Source organism: Akkermansiaceae bacterium (assembly GCA_017798145.1).
Taxonomy (GTDB): Bacteria; Verrucomicrobiota; Verrucomicrobiia; order Verrucomicrobiales; family Akkermansiaceae; genus Luteolibacter.
Genome location: CP059069.1, coordinates 358,753 through 383,846 on the forward strand (window position 1 = coordinate 358,753; position 25,094 = coordinate 383,846).

12 protein-coding genes are annotated in these 25,094 nt (G+C 62.0%); 7 read left to right on the plus strand and 5 right to left on the minus strand.

The features are described from left to right. Nucleotides 1–14 precede the first annotated feature (14 nt). From HZ994_01595 to HZ994_01605, 3 genes are read right to left on the minus strand one after another with little or no spacing between them, the layout of a single operon-like run. A complete protein-coding gene (locus HZ994_01595) occupies nucleotides 15–1,835 on the minus strand; it encodes a glycosyltransferase family 39 protein (GenBank protein QTN31073.1) in 1,821 nt (606 codons plus the stop codon). A 34-nt stretch (nucleotides 1,836–1,869) separates the two neighbouring features. After that, nucleotides 1,870–3,237 carry a sigma-54-dependent Fis family transcriptional regulator gene (locus HZ994_01600; GenBank protein QTN31074.1) on the minus strand — a complete coding sequence of 456 codons (1,368 nt, stop codon included), beginning with the start codon at nucleotides 3,235–3,237 and terminating at the stop codon, nucleotides 1,870–1,872. 48 nt (nucleotides 3,238–3,285) lie between these two features. Beyond that, nucleotides 3,286–4,452 carry a PAS domain-containing protein gene (locus tag HZ994_01605; GenBank protein ID QTN31075.1) on the minus strand — a complete coding sequence of 389 codons (1,167 nt, stop codon included), beginning with the start codon at nucleotides 4,450–4,452 and terminating at the stop codon, nucleotides 3,286–3,288. Between the two features lie 423 nt (nucleotides 4,453–4,875). Between HZ994_01605 and HZ994_01610 the strand changes: the two genes are divergently transcribed. The 4 genes from HZ994_01610 to HZ994_01625 all read left to right on the plus strand — a co-directional run bounded on the left by HZ994_01610 (nucleotide 4,876) and on the right by HZ994_01625 (nucleotide 15,578). Further along, nucleotides 4,876–12,882: a S8 family serine peptidase gene (locus HZ994_01610; protein QTN31076.1), complete on the plus strand. Its 8,007-nt coding sequence runs from the start codon at nucleotides 4,876–4,878 to the stop codon at nucleotides 12,880–12,882. A gap of 170 nt (nucleotides 12,883–13,052) precedes the next feature. Then, nucleotides 13,053–14,903 (plus strand): carbamoyltransferase, encoded by a 1,851-nt coding sequence (locus tag HZ994_01615; protein QTN34291.1) that lies wholly within the window; start codon nucleotides 13,053–13,055, stop codon nucleotides 14,901–14,903. 36 nt (nucleotides 14,904–14,939) lie between these two features. Beyond that, a complete protein-coding gene (locus HZ994_01620) occupies nucleotides 14,940–15,365 on the plus strand; it encodes a hypothetical protein (GenBank protein ID QTN31077.1) in 426 nt (141 codons plus the stop codon). A gap of 12 nt (nucleotides 15,366–15,377) precedes the next feature. Next, nucleotides 15,378–15,578, plus strand: coding sequence for a hypothetical protein (locus tag HZ994_01625; GenBank protein ID QTN30769.1), 201 nt, complete (start codon nucleotides 15,378–15,380; stop codon nucleotides 15,576–15,578). Between the two features lie 45 nt (nucleotides 15,579–15,623). Here HZ994_01625 and HZ994_01630 read toward each other — a convergent pair whose 3' ends face one another. Together HZ994_01630 and HZ994_01635 are read right to left on the minus strand one after the other, a co-directional pair. Then, a complete protein-coding gene (locus HZ994_01630; protein QTN31078.1) occupies nucleotides 15,624–15,851 on the minus strand; it encodes a hypothetical protein in 228 nt (75 codons plus the stop codon). A 275-nt stretch (nucleotides 15,852–16,126) separates the two neighbouring features. Then, complete coding sequence (locus HZ994_01635) at nucleotides 16,127–20,278, minus strand: c-type cytochrome (GenBank protein ID QTN31079.1); 4,152 nt, start codon at nucleotides 20,276–20,278, stop codon at nucleotides 16,127–16,129. A 126-nt stretch (nucleotides 20,279–20,404) separates the two neighbouring features. Here HZ994_01635 and HZ994_01640 point away from each other — a divergent pair, with 126 nt between their 5' ends. From HZ994_01640 to hrpA, 3 genes are read left to right on the plus strand one after another with little or no spacing between them, the layout of a single operon-like run. Next, a complete protein-coding gene (locus tag HZ994_01640; GenBank protein QTN31080.1) occupies nucleotides 20,405–20,884 on the plus strand; it encodes a cyclic nucleotide-binding domain-containing protein in 480 nt (159 codons plus the stop codon). 24 nt (nucleotides 20,885–20,908) lie between these two features. After that, nucleotides 20,909–21,322, plus strand: coding sequence for a DUF3307 domain-containing protein (locus HZ994_01645; GenBank protein ID QTN31081.1), 414 nt, complete (start codon nucleotides 20,909–20,911; stop codon nucleotides 21,320–21,322). Between the two features lie 11 nt (nucleotides 21,323–21,333). Further along, on the plus strand, nucleotides 21,334–25,083 hold the full coding sequence (gene hrpA / locus HZ994_01650; protein ID QTN31082.1) for an ATP-dependent RNA helicase HrpA: 3,750 nt from the start codon (nucleotides 21,334–21,336) through the stop codon (nucleotides 25,081–25,083). The last annotated feature ends 11 nt before the right edge of the window (nucleotides 25,084–25,094 follow it).

Sequence of the window (25,094 nt, forward strand, 5' to 3'; positions counted from 1 at the left end):
GGCTTTTCCGCGGTTCACTCGGATTCCGCGGATTCCTCCGCGCTGCGGAGGGCGCGATCCGAGTAATAGACCATGTCCATTCCGACGAGGGTGGCGCGGTACGGGTAACGGCGGGTGATTTCCTGGATTTTCTGATCCTTGTCGTAGATGGAAAGCCCTGGAGGGTAGGTGGCGAGGAATACGCGCCCGTCCATAACCAGGGAGGTGAAATCCTTGTATTTGTTGGCGACTTCGGCGGCGTTGCCCGATCCGTGAGAGGAGGGGGAGATAAGGATGCCGGCGACAGGGGTGTCGAGGTCTGCGGCCATGCTTTCGATTTCCGCGAAATCGGTGCGCGAGGGGGGGAGCCAGACGCAAATGCGGTCGGCATACCATGCAACGGCCCAGGGCTGGTCGGAGAAGCAGATCTGCTTGTCGGTGAGCCAGTTGCTGAGGCCGAGGTTCAGTGCAGGGGCGTAGTAGGGAGGCCAGTGGGGGATGCCTCCGCGATCCCTCCTGTCCATGCCGATTCGCACTTTCTGCGGGAGGCTGATGAGCAGAGGCAGGCCGCAGATGACGATGATGGCGATATGATGCACGTTCCTGAGCATGGGGACGGTGATGACCGGGGTGAGCTTGCTCCACAGGATGGAGACGAAGGCCAGCCCGTAGGCCGTCATGATCGGGGCGAAGAGCAGGTGGGTCTGGTTGGGGTCGAGCTTTTCGGTGGAGATTCCGTAGATGGAGAGGCCGAGGGCGGAGACGGCGAACATGATGAGGATGGCCCAGCGGAAATTAGCGATGGAAGGGCGCTTGAAGGGGTGCATCAGAGAGATCAGGAATACCGGGGCGACGATGATTCCGCCGAGGAAGGGGATGATGCTGGTGGTCTGGAGCAGGGTGGTGCGGATGACGCTGGAGAGGATGCCGCTATCGAGGAGCGGGTATGACTCCAGGTCTTTCGAGCGCATGACGAAATCCTCGGTGCCGCCGCCGATGCCGTTGTATAGGTTGAGGAAAGCGGTGCCGAAGGGGGTGCCGGAGATGCCGGAGTTGCGCAGCATGACGAAGACCATGCCGATGAGCAGGGTGACAAGGACGGATGCGCCGACAATGCCGCGCGGCCTGAGGGCGACGGCCGCGAAGATGATGTAGCCGAGGGCGATCCAGACGGTGAGGTAATGGGTGAGGGCGAGAAGAGTGAAGAAAACGCCGGCGATGATGGCGGGGGCGAAGGGCAGGCGGCCTTCGCTGGCATCCTCCACGGCGCGGTAAACGAAGTAGATGGCGCAGGAGAAGAGCAGGAGCATGAGCATCTGCGGGAGTCCGCTGAGGGCGTAGTTCCAGAAGGTTTCGCACAGCAGCATCAGGATGGCGGTGACGCCGGCGATCTTGGGGTCGAAAATTCGGGACACCAGAAGGTAGCTGACGCCTATGGAAATGAGGAAACAGATGGTCGATACAGCCGCGATGACCCGGTCCAGGTCGAAAACCATTTGGTTCTCCCCCATCTTCCACTGCTTCGCGTCGTCCGCGCCGATGAGCTTGAGGACGGCTGCATTGAGCAGGGGGTTGAGCGGGGAGTGGTAGGTGTCCTGGAATCCGACGAAGGGGATGGGTGCGTTGTCCTTGTGTTCCTTTGCCTGTTGGTAGGCGATGGGGCGGATGAATTTTGTGGTGAAGCCGTTGCCGCGTGCGATTTCGCGCGCGATCTGCGCCTGATCCATGGCCTGCGGGGAGTTCAGGCCGCGGAAGAGGGTGAAAAGGTTTCCCATGGTGAGGATGATCAGGACCAGGAAGAAAAGGCTCCGGCGTATCAGGATGCCTGTGTCGAATTGGGTCTGTGATGTGCTCATGCGGATGGGGGGGATAGCCTAGCCGGGAGGAAAATCAAAGCCCTAGTTCCTTGATTTTTCTCTGGAGGGTGCGGCGGCTGATCCCCAGAAGTTCCGCCGCCTTGGTGCGGTTGTCGCCTGTTTCGGCGAGGGCCCTGCGTATCGTGCTGGCCTCCAGCGCCTGCAAATTCAGCTCGTCCGGGGCTGCTGGGGGGCTTTGTGCGGGTTTTTCCGCCGCGGGGTCATCCCGCTGGCGACCGTCCAGGAATGCGGGCAGGTGGGCGGGTGAGATGACGTCGTCGTTGCTCATGACCACGCCGTGCTCGATGGCGGTGCGTAGCTCGCGGACGTTTCCCGGCCACGGGTAGGAGACGAGCTTGTGGATCGCCGCATCGGTGAGCGGCTTGACCGGGCGCTGGTTTTCCTCGGCGAACTCCCGCAGGAAAGCCGCCGCCATCAGCACGATGTCCTCCGGCCTTTCCCGCAGGGCGGGCATGTGGATCGAAACCACGTTCAGGCGGAAAAAAAGATCCTCGCGGAATTTCCCCTCGTCCACGAGCTTGCGGAGGTTCCTGTTGGTGGCGGCAACGAGTCGGACATCGACCTTGATCGGTGTGTTCGAGCCGACCCGCTCGATGGATCGTTCGGAAAGGGCACGGAGAAGCTTCACCTGCGTCGCCGTGTCGATCTCGCCGATCTCATCGAGGAAAAGCGTGCCGCCGTCCGCCTGCTCGAAGCGGCCGATGCGTTTCTGCGCTGCACCCGTGAAGGAGCCCTTCTCGTGGCCGAAGAGTTCGGACTCGAGAAGCTGCGGGGAGAGGGCGGCGCAATTCACGATGACCAGCTTGGCGGCGGGGCGTCCGGAGAGGTGGTGGATCGCGTTGGCGACGAGTTCCTTGCCGGTGCCGGACTCGCCCTCGATAAGGACGGTGGCGCGGGTCGGCGCGACCTGCTCGATCATCTCTGTGACTCGCTTGATCTCCGGCGATTTCCCGATCAGCCGCGTCAGGCTGGCGTTCTTTTTGACCTGCCTGGTGAGCTGGACGTTCTCGGTTTCCAGGGTTCGGGAGCGGAGAGCGCGCTTCAGCAGCATCTCCACCTCGTCGATGTTGAGCGGCTTGGTGACGAAATGGAAGGCGCCCCTGCGCATGGCCTCGACGGCGGTATCGACCGAGCCGTAGGCGGTCATCATCAGGATCACCGGCGGCTCCGGGAGCCTGGAGGCGGCATCGATGAGATCCATGCCGGAATCCCCGCCGAGGCGCAGATCCGTCAGGAGCAGCTGGATGGGCTCGGTCTTGAGGATGGCCAGAGCCTCGCTGTTGCTGGAGGCGGCATAGACCTCGAAATCCTCGTCCAGCGCACTGCGCAGCCCTTCGCGGGTGGCGCGCTCGTCGTCAACGATGAGGAGTGTGGGGAGCATGGAGGAATAAGAACCGAAACTCTGAAAACTGAAACGCTGAAATCGAGGCTATGCGTCGATGGTGGGGGACGGGAGAAGGCGGGGGCTGGGGGCGGTGTGGGGGAGGTGGATGAGGATGCGGGTGCCCTGCTCCGGCTGGGACTGGATCTCGATCTCGCCGCCGTGTTCGCGGATGATGCGCCGGACGATGAGCAGGCCGAGGCCGGTGCCGGAGGATTTCGTGGTGCGGTATGGCTCGAAGAGGCTGCCCATCTGCTCCGGAGGGATGCCGGTGCCGTTGTCCGAGATGGAGATGAGGAAATCCGTTTCCGAGGAGCGGGTGCGGATCTCGATCAGGCCGCCCTTGCCGGGGATGGCTTGGTAGGCGTTGCGCAGGAGGTTGTAGAAAACCTGTTGGAACTGATCCGGATCGATGATCGCGGGGGGGAGCTTGTCGGATAGGTCGAGATCGACGGCGATGTTGCGGGCGGCGATTTCCGGCTCGAGCAGCTCCAGGGTCTGGTGGAGTACGGCGTTGAGGTCGCGCGGTTCGCGGCGCGGTGTGGTGGGGCGGACGGCGTGGAGGAACTGCCTGAGGATCGTATCGAGCCGCTGGATTTCCTGGCGTGCCGTGCCGAGATGCTCGTTGAGGCCTTTCCTATCCACGGCGGAAAGCTTGCGTATCTTCCTTTCGAGGAGCTGGAGATGGATGTCCAGGGAGTTGAGGGGGTTCCCTATCTCGTGGGCGACCCCGGCGGCGAGGAGGGTGAGGGCGTTGAGGCGTTCGGATTCTAGCGTTTCCTGGTTTTCGGCATGGGTGGATGTCGTGTCGCGGATGAGCATGACATGGCCGAGGGGTAGCTCGTGGTTCTTGGGGTCGTCGATGGGAGAGAGGTAGAAATTCAGGCGGCGGTGCTCCGGGTAAAAGATCTCGATGTCGCGCGAGACCGCCTGGTTCGCCGTGCCGAGGGAGAGGTTTTCGATACCACGGATTTTCGATGAAATCTTCTCCCCGAGCGAGTTGGAGGCATCCAGCCCGAAGAACTGGCAGGCGGCGCGGTTCACGAACATGATCTTGCCCTCCGGATCGAGGATGATGATCCCCTCCTGCAAGGCCTCGAACACGTTCTCAAGGAAACCCTTTTCCTGGATCAGCCGGGTGACGATCTGCTGGATCTCTCCCGGCTCCACCCTGTCGATCCGTGCCACGAGTTTTTCTAGGAAACCTGATTTCACCGGCGCGAAGATGGGGCATTCGATGGGGAAAGCCCATACTAAAACATGCGGCGTCCCATCCGGGCAATCAGGCCGGGGAGGGGGATCGTTCGCGGTAGGTCACGTATCCCGGAAGAATGGACGCGGGCGGACGGATCATCGGGTTCGCCCCGTGTTGCTCCCATCGCCATACCCGTCGCTGGAGTGGGCGGCAGGGCACATAGATTTGCCTTGGCGCGGTGATGTTGGGAGATATCCTGCGAACGACAAATAAGACCGGCGGAATGACAAGGCAAACCTTCCACAGGCACCCATGACCCGGGGAGGAATCACCCAGCCCCGCACCCAAAGAAAACCCGAAGATTCCGTCCCGATTTGGGTGCGCAAACCACGTCCGCCGATAATCGCCCGGCACCTTGAGCAGGATTTCACACCAGTCCCAAAATGATCCAACCAAAGCACGTTTTCCGACTTTTCCTGATCCTGGCCGTTGCGGCCGGCGCTGTGTTCCTTGGGGACACCCGCTTTCCGGCCCCTCCAGATGCCCTCGAACAGGCAGCCGCTGGCAACGGCAGAAACGACCGGCCGGCGCGTGCGATCCCGCGAATCGATGCAATCAGCACTCCGGCGATGGGCAGGCCCAGATCCGATGCCACCTTCCGATTCGTCCCATCGGCCGACCCTTCCCTCAGGATCTTGCTGGATCAAGAATTCCCGCCACCGGACGGCGATGTTTCATCCGATGTCTTGGCGGGCGCGATCCGCAGGGTGCTTTCGGAGGCATGGCTCGACCCGGAGGACAAGGCGATCCGCCGCCGCATCCGCATCGTCGAGACGGATTTCAAATATCCATTGCTTCGCCTTGAGGAGGAGGTTTCGCAAAACCCCGAAACCTCGCGCCTTGAGGGGACCCTGCGCACCGCATCCGTGGCCGATCACCTGATGGTGGCTCCCAAGGACGGACAGGATCCGCAGGCCGTGGCGGAAGCCCTCAGCGAACAAGGCTTTCAAATCCGCCGATCGGGAACGGACGGGCCGCTGATCGTAGCGATCCCCGGCAGCGATGCCGCCACTGCGCAGCTGGATGCCATCGAGCGGCTTGGTGCCCTGGATGAGTTCATCGACTTCGCTGAGCCCGACTATCTGCTGTTTCCAAGCACGGCACCCAACGACCCGATGTATCAGGAGGGTCGCCAGTGGGCTCTCGAAAACAAGGTGACCCGCTCCGACAGCCTGCCCGATGCGGACATCGATGCAGAGCTGGGGTGGTCTGTCAGAAACTCCGCCCCGGGCATCAAGGTGGCCGTTCTTGACACCGGCGTGCGCTACACCCATGAGGATCTCGCCAACCGCATGTGGCAGGACGGTTTCGGGAGCTTCGGCCATGACTTTTACGATAACGATACCGATCCGATGGACATCGACGGGCACGGCACCCACTGCGCAGGCATCATAGGCGCGCAAGGGAACAACGGCTTGGGCATATCGGGTGTCGCATGGGATGTGGATCTCATGGCCGTCCGTTTCATCGGCCCGATAGGGGGGACTACCTCGGACGCGATCCGGTCCATCAATTACGCCCGCCTCAACGGTGCCGATATCATCAGTGCGAGCTGGGGCGGCAGCGGATATTCGCGGGGGCTGCTGGCCGCGATCGAGGCCTGTTATGGAGCCGACATCCCAGTTGTGGTTGCCGCCGGCAACGAGCGCTGGGACGTCGATGCGAAACCGCAATACCCTGCCAGCTATCCGACGCCGAACATCGTCTCGGTGGCCGCCACAAACCGCACGGACATCCTGACGGCGTTCTCGAACTACGGGTTCACAGCCATCGACCTGGCCGCACCCGGGGAGGACATCCTGTCCTGCGGGATCGGCTCCGATTCCGATTACCGGCTCCTGAGCGGGACGTCCGCCGCCACCCCGCACGTCGCCGGCGCGCTTGCCCTTGCCAAGGCGAATTTCGGTGCCGAGCCGGTCGATAACCTCATCATCAGGCTGCTCCGCTCGGTTGACCGTAGCTCCGGGCTGGAAGGCAAGGTCGCCTACGGAGGGAGGCTGAACCTGAACCAGCTTCTCCTCAGCACCTCCAACGGCTACGACCTCGATTTTTTCAACACCCCCTTCGTTTTCAGATACTGCAGCGGCTACTGGTGCCGATCCAACGGAAGCATGACGCGCGAGGCGGACGAGGACAACTACTCACCCAACACCGGCCAGCGCGCGCCTGGTTCCAGTGGGACCGCCCATGGCGACGGGCTGCTGCGGTTCGGCGGCTCGATGAGCCGGGAGGATGTCTCCGTGGTCGCCTTCGAGGGCACCATCCGGAACAGCCTGCGGCGGATCAAGGACAACTTCGCCCAGCGCCCCACACGGGTCAGCGACCTGTTTTTTTATGTGGAGAAAGGCAAAACCTACACATTCTCGGTCGATAGCCGCTCTTCCGTCAACCAGATCGCCGCGGCGTCTTTCAATTTCACGCCCGGCAACGACATGTTCTCCCAGGCTTTCGTGATACCCGGCGACGAAACTTTCCAGGTCGGCGGAAGCAACTGCTCCGCCACCATCGAGCCCTTCGAGAGATTGCTCCCTAACCAGGGGCTGGTCCAGCAGGCATCCGTGTGGTGGAAATGGACTCCGCCGGTCTCAGGGCAGTATGTAATCTCCACCTTCGGCAGCAACTTCGACACCCTGCTGGGAATGTACGCGGTCAACGCCGGCGTCTTCCAGCCCATCGGATTCAATGATTCACGGAGCCCTACCGACGACACCTCCCGCCTTGAGGTGCCGCTTGAGGGAGGGAAGGAATACCACATCGTTGTCGCAAGCTACCACAAGGACACGGTCGGTGACATTGTGCTCTCCGGCTTCCCCAAGGGGCAGATCCGTTTCCTCCAGCAACCCAAGGCCCAGTTGGTGCGGTTCGGCGATTCCTTCCAGCTCAGCGTCCTCACAGACACCAGCAACGAGGCCAGCTACCAGTGGTTCGGCCCCAATGGTTCGCTTGCAGGTGCGGGCAATAAATCACGAGTCGATATCCCGAATGCCGGGGCTGGCGACATGGGCGACTACTACGTCGTGGTGCGGGACGGTGAAGCCGTGGGCCAAAGCGATACGGTGGCGATCACCCAGCTTGCGCTGCCTCCCAGGTTTCTCTTTTCGCCGCAGGACGTATCCGTCCTGAACGGGACGGATATCCAGCTTTTTGCCAAAACGGATGGCCTCCCGCCCATCAGCCTCCGCTGGTTCAAGGATGGGACGGAAGTCCAGACCGGGCATCTGCTCACCTTGCCGAATGCGTCCCCTGCGGACTCGGGCATCTATTATGTGGAAGCGACCGACGCGGTCGGCATGGCGCGCAGCCATCCCTTCCAGGTCCAAGTCTCGGCAAGCGGCTTCGGAAATTTCATCTACCGCAGCCCGGGGCTGCCCAGGGGTCTCACCGGCATGAAATTCATCAACGGCCGGCACATGGGCTTCGGACAACAGGGGCTGTTGCTGCTCTCACCCAACGGGCTGACATGGGAGAACCCGACTTTCCCGGCCGGTTTCGACGAACTGACGGACATCGCCTACGAGCCGTCCCTCGGACTCTACGTCCTTGTCGGCAAGGACATTTTCGACAAGGCGAAGAGCGCGGTCTCGCTGGATGGGCGGAACTGGACGGGAAATCCCAGCCCACTGCCCGATTTCAGCCTGATCGATAAGATCGTCGCGGGGAACGGCGCGTTCGTCGGTTACGCGGACTGGCTGCCAAACAAGGTCTATCGCTCAACAAACGGCGTTGACTGGACAACCCACACCTACACCGCCGCCGGAAGCGGCAACTCGAAGAGGCTCGAAAACATCGTTTTCTTCGGCGGGGAATTCATAGGAGGCGGGCGCGGTGTGATCTACCGCTCCGCGGACGGGATCAACTGGACCGAGCACCCCACCCCGAACGATGGGGCGCTGCATGTCCTCGGCAACCAGCTCATCACCTTCACCGGATCTCCGGCTGCCGTATCGACAAGCACGGACGGCACCAGCTGGACGGCACCCGTCCCCTGCATCAATCCTCCCTCGAATCTGGCGAAGATTTCATCCAACGGATCGAGGCTCTACTTCGCGCTTGGCACAACCGTGGCAAGCTCCCCGGATGGCGTCAACTGGGACAGCCTGGGCTACGACTTCGATGCAACCGCGATGACCCAGTCCTCGATTTCCATGTCCACCATATCGGGCCCGGAGGGGAATCTGGTGGCGAGCGGCCCCACCACCGTGCTGCACGGCCCGGATCACCGGCGGCTCTCCAGGGTGAACGCCCAGCCGGTGCTGGCGATGCCACCGATCACGAAAATCTTCGGCAATACGGTCTACCAGCTCGATGACAGGACCAACCAGGTGGTCTATTCGAACGATCTCCGTTCATGGCGCCGCCATACGATCGTGGACTCCTTCGAAGGCGATAGCCTCGTCAGCAACCAGGGCCGATACTACGCGCTGAGCAACCCCACCGTCAGCGCGGCAACCAACCTTGTCTCAGGCCATTCCCCGCTGGCGCTATCCATACACCCGAACGGAACACACATTCCCACAATCAAGATCCTCCGGACATGGAATAACCAGATCTACGGCTGTAACGACGACCAGGTTTTCCGGCTGGATGGAAATTCAAATTGGCAACCCGTCTTCACCCTGCCGAAGGTCAACGCCGCCGACAAGATCCGCGGCATGAAAACGGTAGGCCGCGGGATCATGGTATGGTCCGCCGAGAGGAAAATCCATGTCTCCCTCAACGGCACCTCATGGTCGCTGCTGGCCATCACCGCCGATAGCGAGCACCCCACCTTGGCGAACCGTTTCAGCGGCCCCTCCTTCTGCGAGCACGGCTCGAAGGTGTATCTCTATGTGGCAGGGACGAACAGCCTCTTCGTCGCTAGCACGGGCTTCACCTTTGTCGCTCAGCAGAACCTCAATCCCTTTGCACGGCTGACCTCGGTGCCGGAAGGATTGCTCGGCATCGAGGGAGACATCGGTTGGTTTTCCTCCGATGGCGGCAGCACCTGGCAGCAGTTCACCTTGCCTTACAGCACAAGTTTCCTCCACAACTACAATGGCACCCTGCTTGCCTCCTCGCAGAGAGGCATCTACCAGGCGGGCTCCCCTGCATCATCCGCACCCATCAACACCGTCTCGAACCTGGGCGAACTCCAGTCGGTTTCCTCCGGATCCAGGCTGCCGCTGGAATATTCGGCGCTCGATCCGGAGGATCGTTTCAATCGCGTCGAGTTTTACCTCAACGGCAACCTCGTCGGCCAATCGAACAGTCCCGCCGGGCTGAACGATCTCAACTTCGGCGGCGCAGGGCGACAGGTCGTCGAGATGCGTTCATACGACCTGGACGGACAGGTCACTTCCGATTTCTGGCAGGTGAACGTAACCACGAACCTGCCCGACAAAATCGTCGATACGCTGGTGGTCACGCCGTCCGCGTTCAGGGCCTCGGTCATGGATCACAGGCTGCAGATCGGCATCGAACAGACACTCCACTCCCTGTCGCCGGAAGGTTGGCTGGCGAGGGGCTTGCCGTTTTCCACCGCAGGCAAGGATTTCGTGTCCAACTCCGATGTCATCATCGCCGTGGGAGCCAACTATGGGGCGAACTTCATCAGCTCCGACGGCATCACATGGCGCGGGCTGGATTTCATCGCCCAATCCATCGGATACGAGGATGGCTGGTTCATCGCGAGGCAATATCGCGGGCCGGGGATGAGCTCGCATGTCGGCCTCGCCCTGTCCAGGGACGGGGTTTCCTGGAATACGGCCAACACCGGGACTCTCGCCGCCGCCGCAGGGAACGGGGTCGTCGTCGCCCTGCAGGGCACCGGCTTCTCGCCCTCGACGGTCAAGGTCTCCGCAGATGGCGACACCTGGACCACCTATGACAATTTCGACCTGAAGACACTCGCCTTCGACTCGGGATTTTTCTTCGGGATCGGGAACCAGAGCATACGGCGCAGCTTGGACGGGAAATCCTGGGTCAACCTTACGCCAGCGCTCGGTGTGGGCGAGACCATACTGAACATCGATTTCGCGGGGGGGTGGCAGTACCTGCACACACAGATTGGCAGCATCTATTTCCTGTGGATCAGCAAGGACAACGGGATGACCTGGGAAAAGCAGGCGGGGGCACCGCTCATCCCGCGCCAGGTTTCCTTCGGGAACGGCCTGTGGTTCTGCGTTGCATCGGATGGCCTCTATTCTTCCACCGATGGCAGCACGTGGAGAACCAGCATCCCGCTTGCCGAGATCACCAACGGGAAGCTTCCTGTCTCACGAACCCGCGGCGTCCGGTTCCATACCCATGAAAACGGGGTGTCGCTGCTTCTCGGCAACGGGATCTGGACCACCCAGGACGGACTGTCATGGGCCCTCACCGAGGCACCGCAGGCAGCCCAATCGCCGGGAATGCTGACCGAGCCCCTCGTTCTCGCGGCGACCACCCGTCGCACGATATTGCAAAACAGGGTGCTCGTTTCCCAGGACGGGGCGACATGGAAACAATGCCCGCTGACCGTCACGGCGGGCAAGACTCCCAGGCTGCTTGCGCTCCACAACGGCAAGCTCCTGGTTTACGCCTTCGCCAACAACGGCGCGGCGGAGCTTTGGCAGTCATCCGATGGGCTGGGCTTCACCCAAACCGCCCTGAACATGCCCATCGTCTTCACGGCACTCAAGCATGACGGCACCCGCTTCTTCGCCAGCGGCAACCTGCTCGGGTCATTCACCCCAGCCTACTTCACCTCCAGCGATGGAGTGAACTGGTCCACCGTCACTCCGCCGGGCGGCGGTTCGGCCGATCTGTTAGGCGGCACATATGTCGTGCTCGCCGCGAGGATCGCCGGCAACCCCGGGCGGCAGGACATCCATCATTCCACGGATGGTGTCACCTGGCAGACCAGAACGCTGACAAATGGAAACCTCGATAGCATGAGCCATGGCAACGGTGTGTTCCTTTTCTCACAGTCCAACACCCTTTGGACAGGCACCACGATCACAAACCTTGCCTTGCTGCCTAGCAGCGTCTCCCCCTTCCAAGGCAAGCTCTCTTTCGCGCAAGGGCAGTTTTATCTGATGACCCCTCAGGGCATCTGGAAGTCAGCGCTGGGCCAGTCATGGGAGCAGGTCTACTCCGCGCTGACCGGCAGTCTGGAGGTTACCGCCGATACGGCATATATCCGGGAGACCTCCAGCCTCAGGCCATTGCTAGCACCCGACCTGCAGCTTGTCTCAACTGCGAGCGGCCCGGCCAATCTCGCCGTCGGCGATGCGATCCCCGCAACCGTGAGGCTCCGCAATGTCGGTCGCGCACCGATCCCTGCAGGGACAAGCGTGCGCTTCGCGGCCGTCCTCTCACGCGATGGGTTCCATGGGAACGGAGACGATATTTTTGCGGGAAACGCAGAGGCCGCCATCCCGGCAGAAATGCCTGTCGGCGGTTCGGTGGATGTCGCCCTCGACTTCCGTGTTCCCGCATTGGATGCAGGCGGACAATTTTCCCTGATCGTCACCGCGGATCCTGCGCTGGCCGAAATGACCCGCTCCAACAATGCCGCCATGACGGAAGCCGATGCCATTGCCGTGGATGAGTTCATCCTCGACATGACTCAGAGCGGCAATGGCGAGGTGGCCCAGGATTTCTCCGCCCTGCGCTACGCGAACGGAACACTCGTCACCCTCAGCGCTAGGGCAGGAAAAGGCACGGGCTTCGGCGGATGGTCCGGATCCACGGTCAGCCCCTTGAGCAACATCTCGGTGATGATGAACCAGGACCGGACGCTGACGGCCAATTTTGTCGCCACCGCCAGCCTTCAACTCACCATCAGGGGAGGCGGCACCGTCGATGGCTGGGCATCTCCAGGCAGCTACCTGATCGGCCAAACGGCCAACCTGACCGCGCTGCCCAACCCGGGCTGGGAATTCGCCGGCTGGGCCGATGGCTCCACCTCAACGAATTCCGTCCTCAACCTAGTGGTCAACGGCAACACCGGCCTCACCGCCATTTTCCGCCAAACCATGGCCGGGTGGAAATCGGTTCATTTCACGGCGGGGGACCTGAATGATACCACGGTATCCGGAGATCTTGTGGATGCGGATCTGGACGGAGTGCCGAACTGGCAGGAATATCTCCACGGCTCCAATCCCAAGGACGCACGCTCCAGAGGGGTGGTTCAGCTGGGGCTTGACGGTGGTTTCCTCCAGATGATCTATACCCGTAACACCGGCATCAGCCTTCCCCACCTTATCGCCTGCAACGGTTCCCGCGATCTTGCGGATTGGAACGCTGCGGATCTGGAAGAGCGGATTCTCAGCACCGAAGACGGCATTGAGACCGTCGAAGCCCGCATCCCCTCCACCGGCCCCGGCAAGGGACAAGGCTTCCTGAGGATCAGGTATGCGCGCCCCTGACCGCATGAATGTTGCTCCGGATGAAGATTCGGCAAGGCGCTGGTGGGGCGAACTCCACAGGTTTTCCGATCTTCCGCACCGCAATTCGAGGTGATTGCCTTCGCAAGCGCTGTAGCGGTGGGAAAGCCGAGTTTACAATTCGGCCACCTGCATGGACTATGAAAAGCGTCATGAGGATACTCGGCATCTCGGCATTCTACCACGACTCCGCCGCTGCCCTTGTGGTGGACGGGGAAATCGTGGCCGCCGCACAGGAGGAGCGCTTTACCCGGAAGAAACACGATGCCGCATTTCCGACCAACGCCATCGCCTGCTGCCTGGCGGAGGGAGGGACATCCCTGGACGGGATCGACTACGTGGTGTTTTACGAGAAGCCCCTGTTGAAATTCGATCGCCTTGTCGAAACCTACCTGGCGTTTGTCCCCCGTGGATTCGCAAGCTTCCGCCGGGCGATCCCGGCACTGGTGAAAGAGAAGCTCTTTCTCAGGCGGGAGATACTGAAGGGATTGGGAACAGTCAACGGCGGCGAGTTCAAAGGGCATCTCGCCTTCACGAACCACCATGAGTCCCATGCCGCCAGCGCCTTTTTTCCCAGTCCGTTCGGGGAGGCGGCCATCCTCTGCGCGGACGGTGTGGGCGAGTGGACCACCACATCCATTCAGTCCGGTACGGGAAATCGCATCGAATCGCTCACCTCCCAGAATTTCCCCCACTCGCTGGGGCTTCTCTACTCCGCCTTCACCTATTACACCGGCTTCAAGGTCAACAGCGGGGAATACAAGCTCATGGGTCTGGCTCCCTACGGTGAGCCGGTTTTTGCGGATCGCATTCTCGAACACCTCATCGACCTGAAAGTGGACGGCTCGTACCGGCTTGACCTAAGTTACTTCGATTATTGCACCGGCCTGAGGATGACGGGACGGAAATTCCACCGCCTCTTCGGCCACCCGCCGAGGAAACCCGAGTCCGCACTCAGCCAGTTCCACATGGACATCGCCGCCAGCATCCAGGCGGTCACGGAAAAAGCCATGCTCGCCATGGCCAACGAAGCCCACCGCCGGACGAAATCCCCGAACCTATGCCTCGCGGGAGGCGTGGCGCTCAATTGCGTGGCCAACGGGAAAATTCTCCGCGAATCACCCTTCGAGAACATCTGGATCCAGCCAGCGGCCGGGGACGCAGGCGGAGCCCTGGGCGCAGCGCTGTTCGTCTGGCACCAGCTCCTTGAAAACCCCCGCTCCGCCTCGCCGACGGACCGGCAGAAGGGCTCATTGCTCGGGCCGGCATTTTCCGACGGGGAAATCGCCGGTTTCCTGGATGGCAAAGGAGCCGTTTTTTCAACCGCCGGAAGCGAGCGGGAGCTCGCCGAACGCACCGCCCGCCTGCTCGCGGAGGGCAAAGTCGTCGGATGGTTCCAGGGTCGCATGGAATTCGGCCCGCGGGCACTCGGGGGGCGCAGCATCCTCGGCGACCCGCGGTCGCCGGAAATGCAGAGAACGCTGAACCTCAAGATCAAGTTCCGCGAATCCTTCCGCCCCTTTGCGCCAAGCGTCCTATCGGAAAAAGCCCACAAGTGGTTTGATCTGAGGGAAGGCGAGAACAGCCCCTACATGCTGTTGGTGGCGGGTGTGAAAGATTGCCATCGCAGCGGGGATTCGACGAAACTCCGGGAGGTCGGCGGTTTCGGGAAACTCGGGATCCAACGCTCTACGGTGCAGGCGATCACCCATGTGGATTTTTCCGCCCGCGTCCAGACGGTTGATGAAGGCAGGAACCCCATTTATCACCTGCTTTTGACCGAGTTCGAGGCCATCACCGGTTGCCCCATGCTCATCAACACCAGCTTCAACGTGCGCGGCGAGCCCATCGTCTGCAGCCCTGAGGATGCATACGCCTGCTTCATGGCCACCGGCATGGATGTGCTTGTCCTTGGGCCTCATATCCTGCTGAAAGGCGACCAAGCGGAGGGCGCGGCGACCCGCAATCGGGTAGGGCATTTGGCGAAATTTGAACTGGACTAGGTGAAGGCGCCAGCCCTCTCTCTACATAGCTTCCCGATGGAAAAACCCGATTGGAACCCCGACAACAAGAAGCTCCGTGAATTCGGCTGGTTCAGCCTCGCCGGTTTCGGACTGATGGGCCTTGTGTTCGGATGGCGGTTCGGTTGGATCAAGGACGGCGATTGGCTCTTCCCTGGGATTTTCTGGGGCATGGGGCTTCTCTCGGCGATTCTGGCACTGGTTGCGCCGCTCCTGCTGAAGCCGACATACTGGCTCATGACGGCGCTTTCCGCCATCCTCGGGCCAATCGTTGCCACGCTTGTCCTGGGAATCCTGTTTTCCCTCGTTTTCCTGCCAATCGGAGTGATTTTTTCCCTTCGGGGACGCGACGCTCTGCGGCTCAGTCTGAATCGCAAGGCTGTGTCCTACTGGCTCCCGGCGGATATGCCCCACGAGCCGAAACGCTACCTCCACCAGCACTAGCACCCCGAAAGCATGTCCAAGCCCACCAACGAATTCGAAAAGGCAGCCGAGGGCGGCGAGGGCGAAAAGGGAATCCTGCGCGAATTCCTCTCCTTCCTCGGCGAAAACAAGAAATGGTGGTTGGCTCCCATCCTGATCGTCCTGCTTCTATTCGGACTCCTGATCATCCTTGGAGGAACCGGGGCGGCGCCATTCATCTACACGCTTTTCTGAAGGAATCCCTCATCAATCGTGGAGCCTGGCGTTTCTCCCGCCAGTTCACCTCTTCACCGCGCCGATGCTCTCGCCCTCAACGAACTCGGCCGCGGTATCCGTCTTGCTCCCATCGTCCTTGCCATCAGCAAAGTTGCTCTCCCACTGCACGATCCTGCGCACCAACTGACGGGAGTGCCAGCGGATGTGGGAAACCATCGGCTTGCTCCGCGAGAAGGCCGCGTTGGGGTCGAGGCAGATCATCGAGACGTCCTGCAGCGGGAACCGAGGCATTCGAGGAAAACGTCAATGGTTTCCTCCCGGTGCGGGAGGCGGTAGGCGGACTTAATCCGGTTAGCCTCCAGCACGGCCGATGACTGCGGGGCGAATTGCGGAATGTGTCCCGCTTCCTCCATCTCGTGCACCAGCCCCACCATGGGATTCGGAGCCATGTCGATCTTGTCAAACAATAGGATCGCCACGCGCAGCGTGATCTTGCGATACGGGTGAGAGTAGGTTCGTTGCGATTGCGATCTATCTGAAACCGTCTCATTCGGCCCGGGAATGTCTCACCATTCCGGCAGGAAGGTTCCGGATGCGGACTGAATACGGAATCGGTCGGGGAAGTTTTTGGAGCGGATGACCAGGGTGTGGATGCCGGCGGGGGAGAGTTGTGGGCCGGATTCGGCGGGTTTGCCGTTGATCCAGAAGCCGGTGGCTTTGAAGTTCTCGGGGAAGGTGATGGTGAGGGCGTTTGGCTCGGTGAGCTGGATTTTGGTGGCGATGAGTGGGTTCTTGGTGCTTGCGAGATCTTGGGCGAGGAGGCTGCCGTTGACGGTGGCGTTGATGGGCATCCAAGGGAGTTTAGGATCGCCTTGGGTGGCGGCGTTGGTGTTTTCCGGTGTGGCGGAGAGGATGGCGTAAACCTTGGGTGCCTTGCTGTCGCTGGCGGAGAATTCGCCGGGTTTGCCGAGGCTGGAGAGGAACTTGAAGAGGTCGTCGGTTTCCTGCGGGGTGAGGGAGCCGATGAGGTTGCCGGGCATGAGGCTGCCGGCGTCGGTTTTGGAGGCGATCATGGCATCGGCGAGGGTGATCTCCGCGCCGGAGCCGTCGCGGATGACGGAAGAGCCGCCGGAGCTGCGGATGAGCTGGCCGGTGATGGATTTGCCGTCCTTGGTCTGGATGATGACCGAGTGGTAGCCTTCCTTGATTTTCGCGCCGGGATTCACGACGGATTCGATGAGGTAATCCATGGGCGCGCTGGCGCCGATCGAGGTCATGTCGGGGCCGACCTTGCCGCCAGCGCCTCCGATGGCGTGGCAGGCGGTGCAGGCGAGGGCGGGGCGGCGGTAGATGAGTTCGCCGCGCCGGGCGTCGCCTTTTTCCGCGGCGCTCTTGGCCATGGCGGGGATGTCGTGCGTTTGCGAGGCGGAGGCTCCGGCCTGGGTGCGGAGCAGGGCGAGGAGGGCGTCGTGCTCGGCGATTTCCGGGATGTGCTGGAGGGTCAGGGCGGCGATTTCCGGGGGGAGGGGTTTGGCTTTCAAGGTCTCGGCGAGCTGCTTGGAGAGGCCGGAGGCGGTGAGGGCTTTCTGCCAGAAATCGCGGGATGCCTGTGGATCGGAAAGGGTGGCCGCGATGGATGTGATGAGCGGCAGGGAGGCCTCGCGGTGGTGGCGGGTGAGCGCGAGGGCGGCGAGGCTGCGGGCGGATGGATTGGCATCGGCGGCGAGCTTCGTCAGGATGTCGCGGGCGGGTGGCGAGGGGAAATTGCCGAGGGCGGCGATGATCTTTCCGACGGTTGCATCGGGGAGTTTGTTGCCGGTGGAGATGGTGGAAATGAGCGAGGGGAGCAGGCGTCCATCGGCGAGCGCTCCGGCCAGTTCGATGGCGGCAGGGTCGGCGCGGGTGACGAAGGGAGCGAGCTTGGAAACGTCCGATTTGGGTTTCACCTGGCGCTCGGAAATGGCGGTGACGATGCCTTTGAAGGCGGCGGTGGTCGTCGTTTCGTCGAAGCCGCCAGTGACCGCTTGGTCGAAGATTTTCGTGATGATCGCGGCATCCCCGTTCTTTATGCCGAGCTGGAGCCACGGGCCGCTGCCATCCTTCGGAAGGGTCTCAGGGAAGGCGCGGGCGAGGGCATTATTGCTTTTCTCCGGGGGCAAATTGGCGAGGACGAATTGGTTTTTTTCAGCGTCCACCGTGCCGCTCTGGGTGTGCGCATAAACCAACCACTCCTCGCCATGCGACTGGACGCCGAGCCAGAGGGCGTAGTCGATGAAGCGGTCGCGGGGTTGTTTCAATGCATCGAGGGCGATATCGAGAGGGTTGGGAACAAGGGAACCGGCGAGGGCGCGGATGGTTTCGAGGCGGACGCGCGGGGAGGGATCGGCGATGGATTTTCGGAAAGCGGCGCTGAGGGCTTCGGGCTTGATGCGGTGGTTCGGATCGACGAGCAGGCGGACGGCGGCGGCGCGGATTTCCGGGGTTTCGCTGGCGAGGGAGAAGGCTATTCCGGCGGGGATGGCATCGCTGGATTTGCCGAAACGGCTTGCGAGGATACGGGAGGCGTTGAGGGCGGCGACGCCATCGGTTTTCGATGCGCTTTCGAGGGCTGCTTCAAGGCCGGGGGAGGCGCTTTCGTAGAGGGCGGCGGTGGCCTGGTCGCGGTCGTAGCGGTTCGCGCTGCCGAGGGCGGCGACGAGTTCGGTTCCGGGGAGCTTCGTGAAATCGCGTTTTGTTAGAAGCGGGCTGTCCTTTTTCGCGACCCTCCAGATGCGGCCGTGCTCACGGTCGCGGCGGGGATCGCGGAAATCAACCTCGCCGTGGTTGATGATGGGGTTGGCCCAATCGGCGATGTAGAGCGCGCCGTCGGGGCCGATTTTCACGTCGATGGGGCGGAAGTTGGCGCTGTCGGTGTGGAGCAGATCGCCGAGCCGTTGGGTGACGTAGCCCGCGCCTTCATCGGTGATGGAGAAGCGCACGACCCTGTGGGCTCGGAAGTCGCAGGTGATCATGTTGCCCTGCCAGTCTGCGGGGAAATGGGCGGACTCGATGATCTCGAGGCCGCAGAATTTCGGATGGCCGCCCGGGCTGACACCGCCGAGGGCTTTTTTCGCACCGGCGAAGGCTTCGTAGGTCGCGCCGGGCATGCCCCAGTTGATGCCGGTGCCGCCCGCTCCGTCGGTGAGGAAGGACTGGCCGTATTTGTCGAACTGGTGGCCCCATGCGTTCCAGAAGCCGAAGTATGTTGGTTTCAGTTCCATCTTGCGCGGATCGAAGCGGAAGATCCCGCCGCTTTTCAGCCGGACGATACCGTGGGGCGTTTCCACATCGGAGCGGGTGTAGATGCTCTGGTTCATCCAGATCCGGCCGTCGGGGCCGCGGCGCAAGGTGTGGAGGTTGTGGTGAGTGTCCTCGGTGCCGAAGCCGCTGAGCTCGCGGGTTTTAACATCGGCTTTGCCATCGCCATCGGTGTCCTCGAAATGGAGGAGGTCGGTGGATTGGGCGACATAGACGCCGCCGTCCGCGGGGAGCAATCCGGTGGGCATGAGCATGCCATCGGCGAAGACGGTCGATTTGTCGGCCTTGCCGTCGCCGGTGGTGTCCTCGAGTATGATGACCTTGTCATCGGGTGTTTGGCCAACCTCGATCTGCGGGTAGGAAAGGCAGCTCGTGACCCACAGCCGTCCTTGCGGATCGAAGTTCATCTGGGTGGGTTTGTGGAACAGCGGGTTCTCCGCCCAGAGCGTGACCTCGAAGCCGTCCGCGACGGTGAACTTCGGATGTTCCTGGATCGTTTTCTTGGCAAATTTCGATTCCGTGCGCGGCTCTTGCATCGGGACGATCACGCCGTTGGAAAGATCGCGCATCTTCGCGATGGCGGCGTCCTCCTCCGCGATGAGGGCGTCGAACTGGGGGATTTCGCCCGCGTTGCGGCCTTGCTCGCGTTTCCGGAAACCGAAGATGTAGGCCATGTTCGCGGGGCGTGAGCGATGGAAAAACCATTCGTTCTTTTTGAGTATATGTTGGCGCAGGATCTCCGCCTGTTCGCCTTTGTCCCAGGGTTTTTCCTGCCAGCTGAGGGATTTCTCGATGATGCGGGCGGCGGCTTTGTAGCCATCGGATGTTAGATGGATGGGGTTTTGGAAATGGGATGGATCGTTTGCGAGGTCTTCCATGCCGACGAAGGGCAGGTTCCGTTTCGCGGCGGTCTCCGAAAGGATGGCCTCGATGGCCGGCCTGTTTCCGTCCGCGCGCGGCGTTGTGCCGAGGATGAGGAAACGCGTTTCCTTGCCGGTCGCCTTCGGGGCCTCGTCGAGCAGGCGGGTGAGGTTTGTGCGGAATTCATCGGGCGGACTTCCGCCGGGAAGGGAGGCGGCCGTGCCGTAGCCGAGCACGATTACGTCAGGCTTGTATTCGGAGAGCTGTTTGAGGAGCTGGTTCCAGCCTTCGCCCGTCGGTTCGCGCCCCGCCTGGACGAGGCTGAGCCCGTTGCGGGAATCTCCGGCGGGCGTGTCCGCGCTCCAGCCGAGGTTCCGGAACGTCACGTTGCGCTCAGGAAACTGGGTGGTGGCGGCGAGCTCGATCCAGCCGGCGTATTGCTCGCGTTCGATGAAACTGTCGCCGAGGAAAACAACATTGTCGCCATCGCGGAGCTCGAAGGTTTTGCCAATAGAAGTGCAGGGCAGGAGGATGGTTAGGGCTAGTGCGAGGTGTTTCATGGAGAATCCGGCTGGCGTGAGGATACTTCCTGCGAAGGGGAGATATTTCCGGATTGGTGAATCCGGGTGCGTGGAACCTAAGTTTTTCGCTTCCCGTGACGGGCCGAATCGTTCATTTTCCCGGACATGACACAGAAATTGGTGAGGCCTGAATTGCCCGCAGTGGGGATCGTGAAAGAGATGGAGCCCGCCGACAGGGCCTTGCTAGGAGGCTATGGCGAGTTTCTGCCAGCCCAAGCCGGGCAGGTGCTCATCGAAGCCGGGGACGACCAGGAATACCTGTATCTGGTGATTTCGGGGCTGTTGCATGTCACCATCACCATCGACGGCAGACAAAAACTCCTCGCGCGTGTGGAAGCGGGCGAGACCCTTGGAGAGGTGAATGTATTCGATCCCGCAAAGGCCAGCGCCACCGTCACGGCGCAGGAATTCACGCAGGTCTGGAAGGCGAACAGGCAGGACATCGATGATTTCGTGAAAGCCTATCCGGAGGCCGGCGCGAGCCTGCTTGCGGGGATCGTGACCGTGATGTGCCGCCGGATCCGCAACATGAACGAGAAACTCGCCGATTCCGAAAGCGTGGACATCCTCGGCAAGTTCTGGTGATCCGGATCCCAAGGAAATCAGGCGATGTTCAACGGATTTGCTGAAAGCGCCGTGTCGGGCGGCACCTTGGGGGGCTTCCTGCTGCTAGCCTTCGCGCTGCTCATCGGCCATGCCCTGGCGGACTATCCGCTCCAGGGCGCGTTCCTTGCCACGGGGAAAAACCGCAACGGGGATCCCAGCGATTTTTTCGGCGGCACGTCGGTTCCCAAGAGACTGTGGCTCCATGCGCTGACGGCGCACTCGCTGATCCATGCGGGATTTGTCTGGGTCATCACGGGCTCCGCCGCACTGGCTCTGGCGGAATTCATCCTCCACTGGATCATCGACCTCATCCGCTGCGATGAACGCATCAGCTACAACATCGACCAACTGTTCCATTGCCTCTGCAAACTCGCCTACGCCGCGCTGCTTGCCTCGGGGATGAGGATGCCGTTCTGAGCTTGGAAACAATGGTTTTTTCCGGGAAATGGAACTATCCGGCGGAGCTTCCGGTGGTGGGGAAGCGTGCCGACATCATCGCGGCGATACGAGAGAACCAGGTGGTGGTGGTGGTGAGCGACACGGGCTCAGGAAAGACGACGCAGCTGCCGAAGATGGTGGCGGAGGCGCTGGATCCAGGAGGCAGGGATCAGGGATCGGGAGTCAGGAAAAGGCTGATTGGGTGCACTCAGCCGCGGCGGATTGCGGCGGTGAGCGTGGCGGAGCGCGTGGCGGAGGAGCTGGGGGTGGCTGTGGGGGATTTCGTGGGATATCAGGTGAGGTTCGATGACAGGACATCGCGGGCGACGCGGATCAAGTTCATGACGGACGGGATTCTCCTCGCGGAAACGCAGGGCGACAGGGAGCTGGCGAGGTATGATGCGCTGATACTCGACGAGGCGCATGAGAGGTCGCTCAACATCGATTTTCTGTTAGGCTATCTGAAACGGCTGCTGGAGAGGCGGCCGGATTTCAAGCTGGTGATTTCCTCGGCGACGCTGGATGCGGGGGCGTTTGCCGCTTTCTTTGAAAGCGGAGATTCCGGAGACCGGATTCAAGAGACCAGAGAAGGGAGGAAAAGAGCTGTTCCGGTGATCGAGGCGGAGGGGCGGATGTTCCCGGTGACGGAATTTTTCCTGCCGGGGAAGGACGATGAGGAGTTGGCGGCGCATGTCGGGCGGGGGATGGAGTATCTCAATGGGATTGATCCGATGGGGGATGTGCTTGTTTTCCTGCCGGGGGAGCGCGAGATCCGGGAGGCGGCGGATCTTTTGGAAGGCAGGCATTTCCCCAACACCGAGGTGTTACCGCTGTTTGCGCGTCTGGGGATGGGGGATCAGCAGCGGGTTTTCCATCCTGGCACCAAGCGCCGCATCGTGCTTGCGACGAACGTGGCGGAAACCTCGCTGACCATCCCGCGCATCGCCTGCGTCATCGATTCCGGATTGGCGCGGGTGAGCCGCTGGAGCGCAGGGCGCGGTGTGCAGCGGCTCCAGATCGAGCCGGTGAGCCGGGCGAGTGCGCGGCAGCGGAAGGGGCGCTGCGGGCGGGTTCGGGACGGAGTGTGCCTGCGGCTTTACGATGAGGAGGATCTATCAGATCGACAGGAGTTCACGGAGCCTGAGATTCGGCGCAGCTCGCTGGCGGGGGTGATCCTGCGGATGAAATCCCTGGGCTTGCCGGAGATTTCCGAGTTCCCTTTCCTCGACCCCCCGAATCCCAAGGCGGTGGCCGAAGGGTACCGCACGCTGCGCGAGATCGGCGCGCTCGACATGGACAGGGGGCTGACGGAGATCGGCATGGAGCTGGGCAGGTTGCCGGTTGATCCTCGCATGGGGCGTATGCTGATCGAGGCGCGTTACGAGAAATGCATGGAGGCGGTGACGGTGATCGTCGCCGGGCTGGAGACCAGCGATCCGAGGGAGCGCCCGGCGGAGAAGCACCGCGAGGCGGATGCTGCCCACGCGAAATGGCTGGATCCCGAGAGCGATTTCATGGCGATGCTCAACCTCTGGGCGGAAGCCTCCACCTACTACGATGGTAGTAGATGGAGGTGGAACCAGCTGCGGAAATTCTGCGGGAAGAATTTCCTCAACGCGAAGCGGGTGACGGAATGGGGGAATGTGGTGGAGGAGCTGGGAACGCTGATAGGTACAGAAACCAGAGGCCGGAGACCGGAGAACAAAGGGAAGAAGGCCATTGAGGGGGCGGACTTCGGGGCGGTTCACCGGTCTCTGCTCGCGGGTGCGCCGAAGCAGTTCGGGCTTTGGGACAAGGAGAACAAGGGATATCGCAGTGCGTCGGGGGGATTCTTCGCGGTGTTCCCGGGGTCGGGGCTTTTCGGGCAGAAGAAGCGGGCGGAGTGGGTGATGGGGCTTGAGCTGGTGGAGACATCGCGGCTGTGGGCGCGGCGGGCGGCGGTGCTCGATCCGCTGTGGGTGGAAATGGTCGCCCCGCACCTTTGCAGGAGCCGTTACGGGGAGGCTCACTGGGATGAGAAGCAGGGTGCGGTGTATGGCAAGGAAACGGTGATCTGCGGCGGGCTGCATGTCGTCGAGGGGCGGCGTGTGCATTACGGCCGTGTCGATAGAAAGGCGGCGCACGAGGTGTTCCTCAGGGAGGGTTTGCTCGGCGGCGGGTTGCGTAGGAGGACGCCTTTCCTGGAGAGGATGGAGGAGTTGCGGGAGGAGATCAAGGGGCTGGAGGACAAGCTACGCCGCCCGGGGATGCTGTGGCATGAGGATGCGGTTGTGCAGTTTCTGGAGAAACGGATACCGGTGGAAATCTCCACCGCCGCCGCCTTCCACAAGTGGCGGGAGGAGAATGAGGGTCTGCTGATGATGGGCATGGGCGATGTGGTCTGGGAGGATCTCCACGGCCTGGATTTTTTTCCGGACATTCTCCATCATGCGGGCGAGGAGTATCCGCTCTACTACCACTGCGCACCCGGCGAACGCGACGATGGTGTGACGATAGGCGTGCATGTGGACCAGCTTCCGGCGCTGCCGGAATGGCTGCCCGGCTGGGGTGTGGATGGCAACCTGGAGCAGCGCGCCGAGCTGCTGATGCGCGGGTTGCCAAAGGATTTCCGGAGATCCTGCCAACCCATCGCCGAGACGGCCCGAAGTTTCGCGCAGCTGTGGGGCGGTGCGCCAAAGGAAGAACCCATCACCACAAGCCTTGCGGAGCACATCCGGGAACGGGTCGGCTCTGTGATCCCGGCTGCCGAATTCGATGCAGGGAAACTCCCCGAGGAACTCATCACGAAAATCTGGGTCTGCGATGATGAGGGGGAAGAACTCGCTCTCGGCACGGATGTCGCGGAACTCAAGCTGCGGCTCGCCGACCGGATGCGGGAGCGCTTCGAGGCGGCTGCGACGGCGGATGTCGAGCGGAGGGGGATGAGCAAGTGGGATGGTGAGAGCTTGCCGGAGCAGGTGATGACCGCCGGCGGCCCGGCGTATCCGGCTCTGGTTGATGAGGGCGGTACGGTTGGGGTCAAGGCTTTCACCTCCATGCACGAAGCCCGCGAGGCGCACCGGCGCGGCGGTGCTCGGCTGTTGGTGCTCGGCGCGGAGAGGGAGGTGGATTACCTGCGGAAAAAGTATCCCCTCGGCATGCTCGCGAAGGTGGAGCTCGGCAGGCTCGGGGTCGATGTTGGGGAGCTGGTCCTGCTTGCCGCCGAGGGCGTGGCCGTTGGGGGGTTCCCGAGAAGCCCGGCGGCTTTCGCAACGCTCAGCGAGTCGGCGAAAGGGAGATGGTTCGAGGCCGCGACAAAGATCGGAGAGGCTCTGGATGGCATCGTGGAAGGGGAGAGGGAGATCCGCTCATGGATCGCCGCGAATGCGAAGGACAGGAACTACGGTGAGATCGCGGAAGACCTCGAAGAGGAGCTTTCCTGGCTCATGCGCAGCGGCTGGGCATGGCGGGCGGGCTACGCCCGGCTCACCGATTATCCGCGTCGCTTCCGGGCGATGCGCTCCCGCCTAGGTCGGGTCGCCTCGCTGCCACTGGTCAAGGATCTGGAAAAAATTGATCTCGTCCGCAACCACTGGGCGGGGTGGTTTGCGGAGTGGATCGCAGATCGTGACAATCCCGCCTTATGGGAGGCCGGTTGGCTGCTGGAGGAGTGGCGCGTGCAGGTTTTCGCCCCGGATGTGGAGGTGCTTGGCAAGGTTTCGGAAAAACGCATCGCCGAGGTGATGCCCGCCCGCCGCTGAGTTGGTGCCTG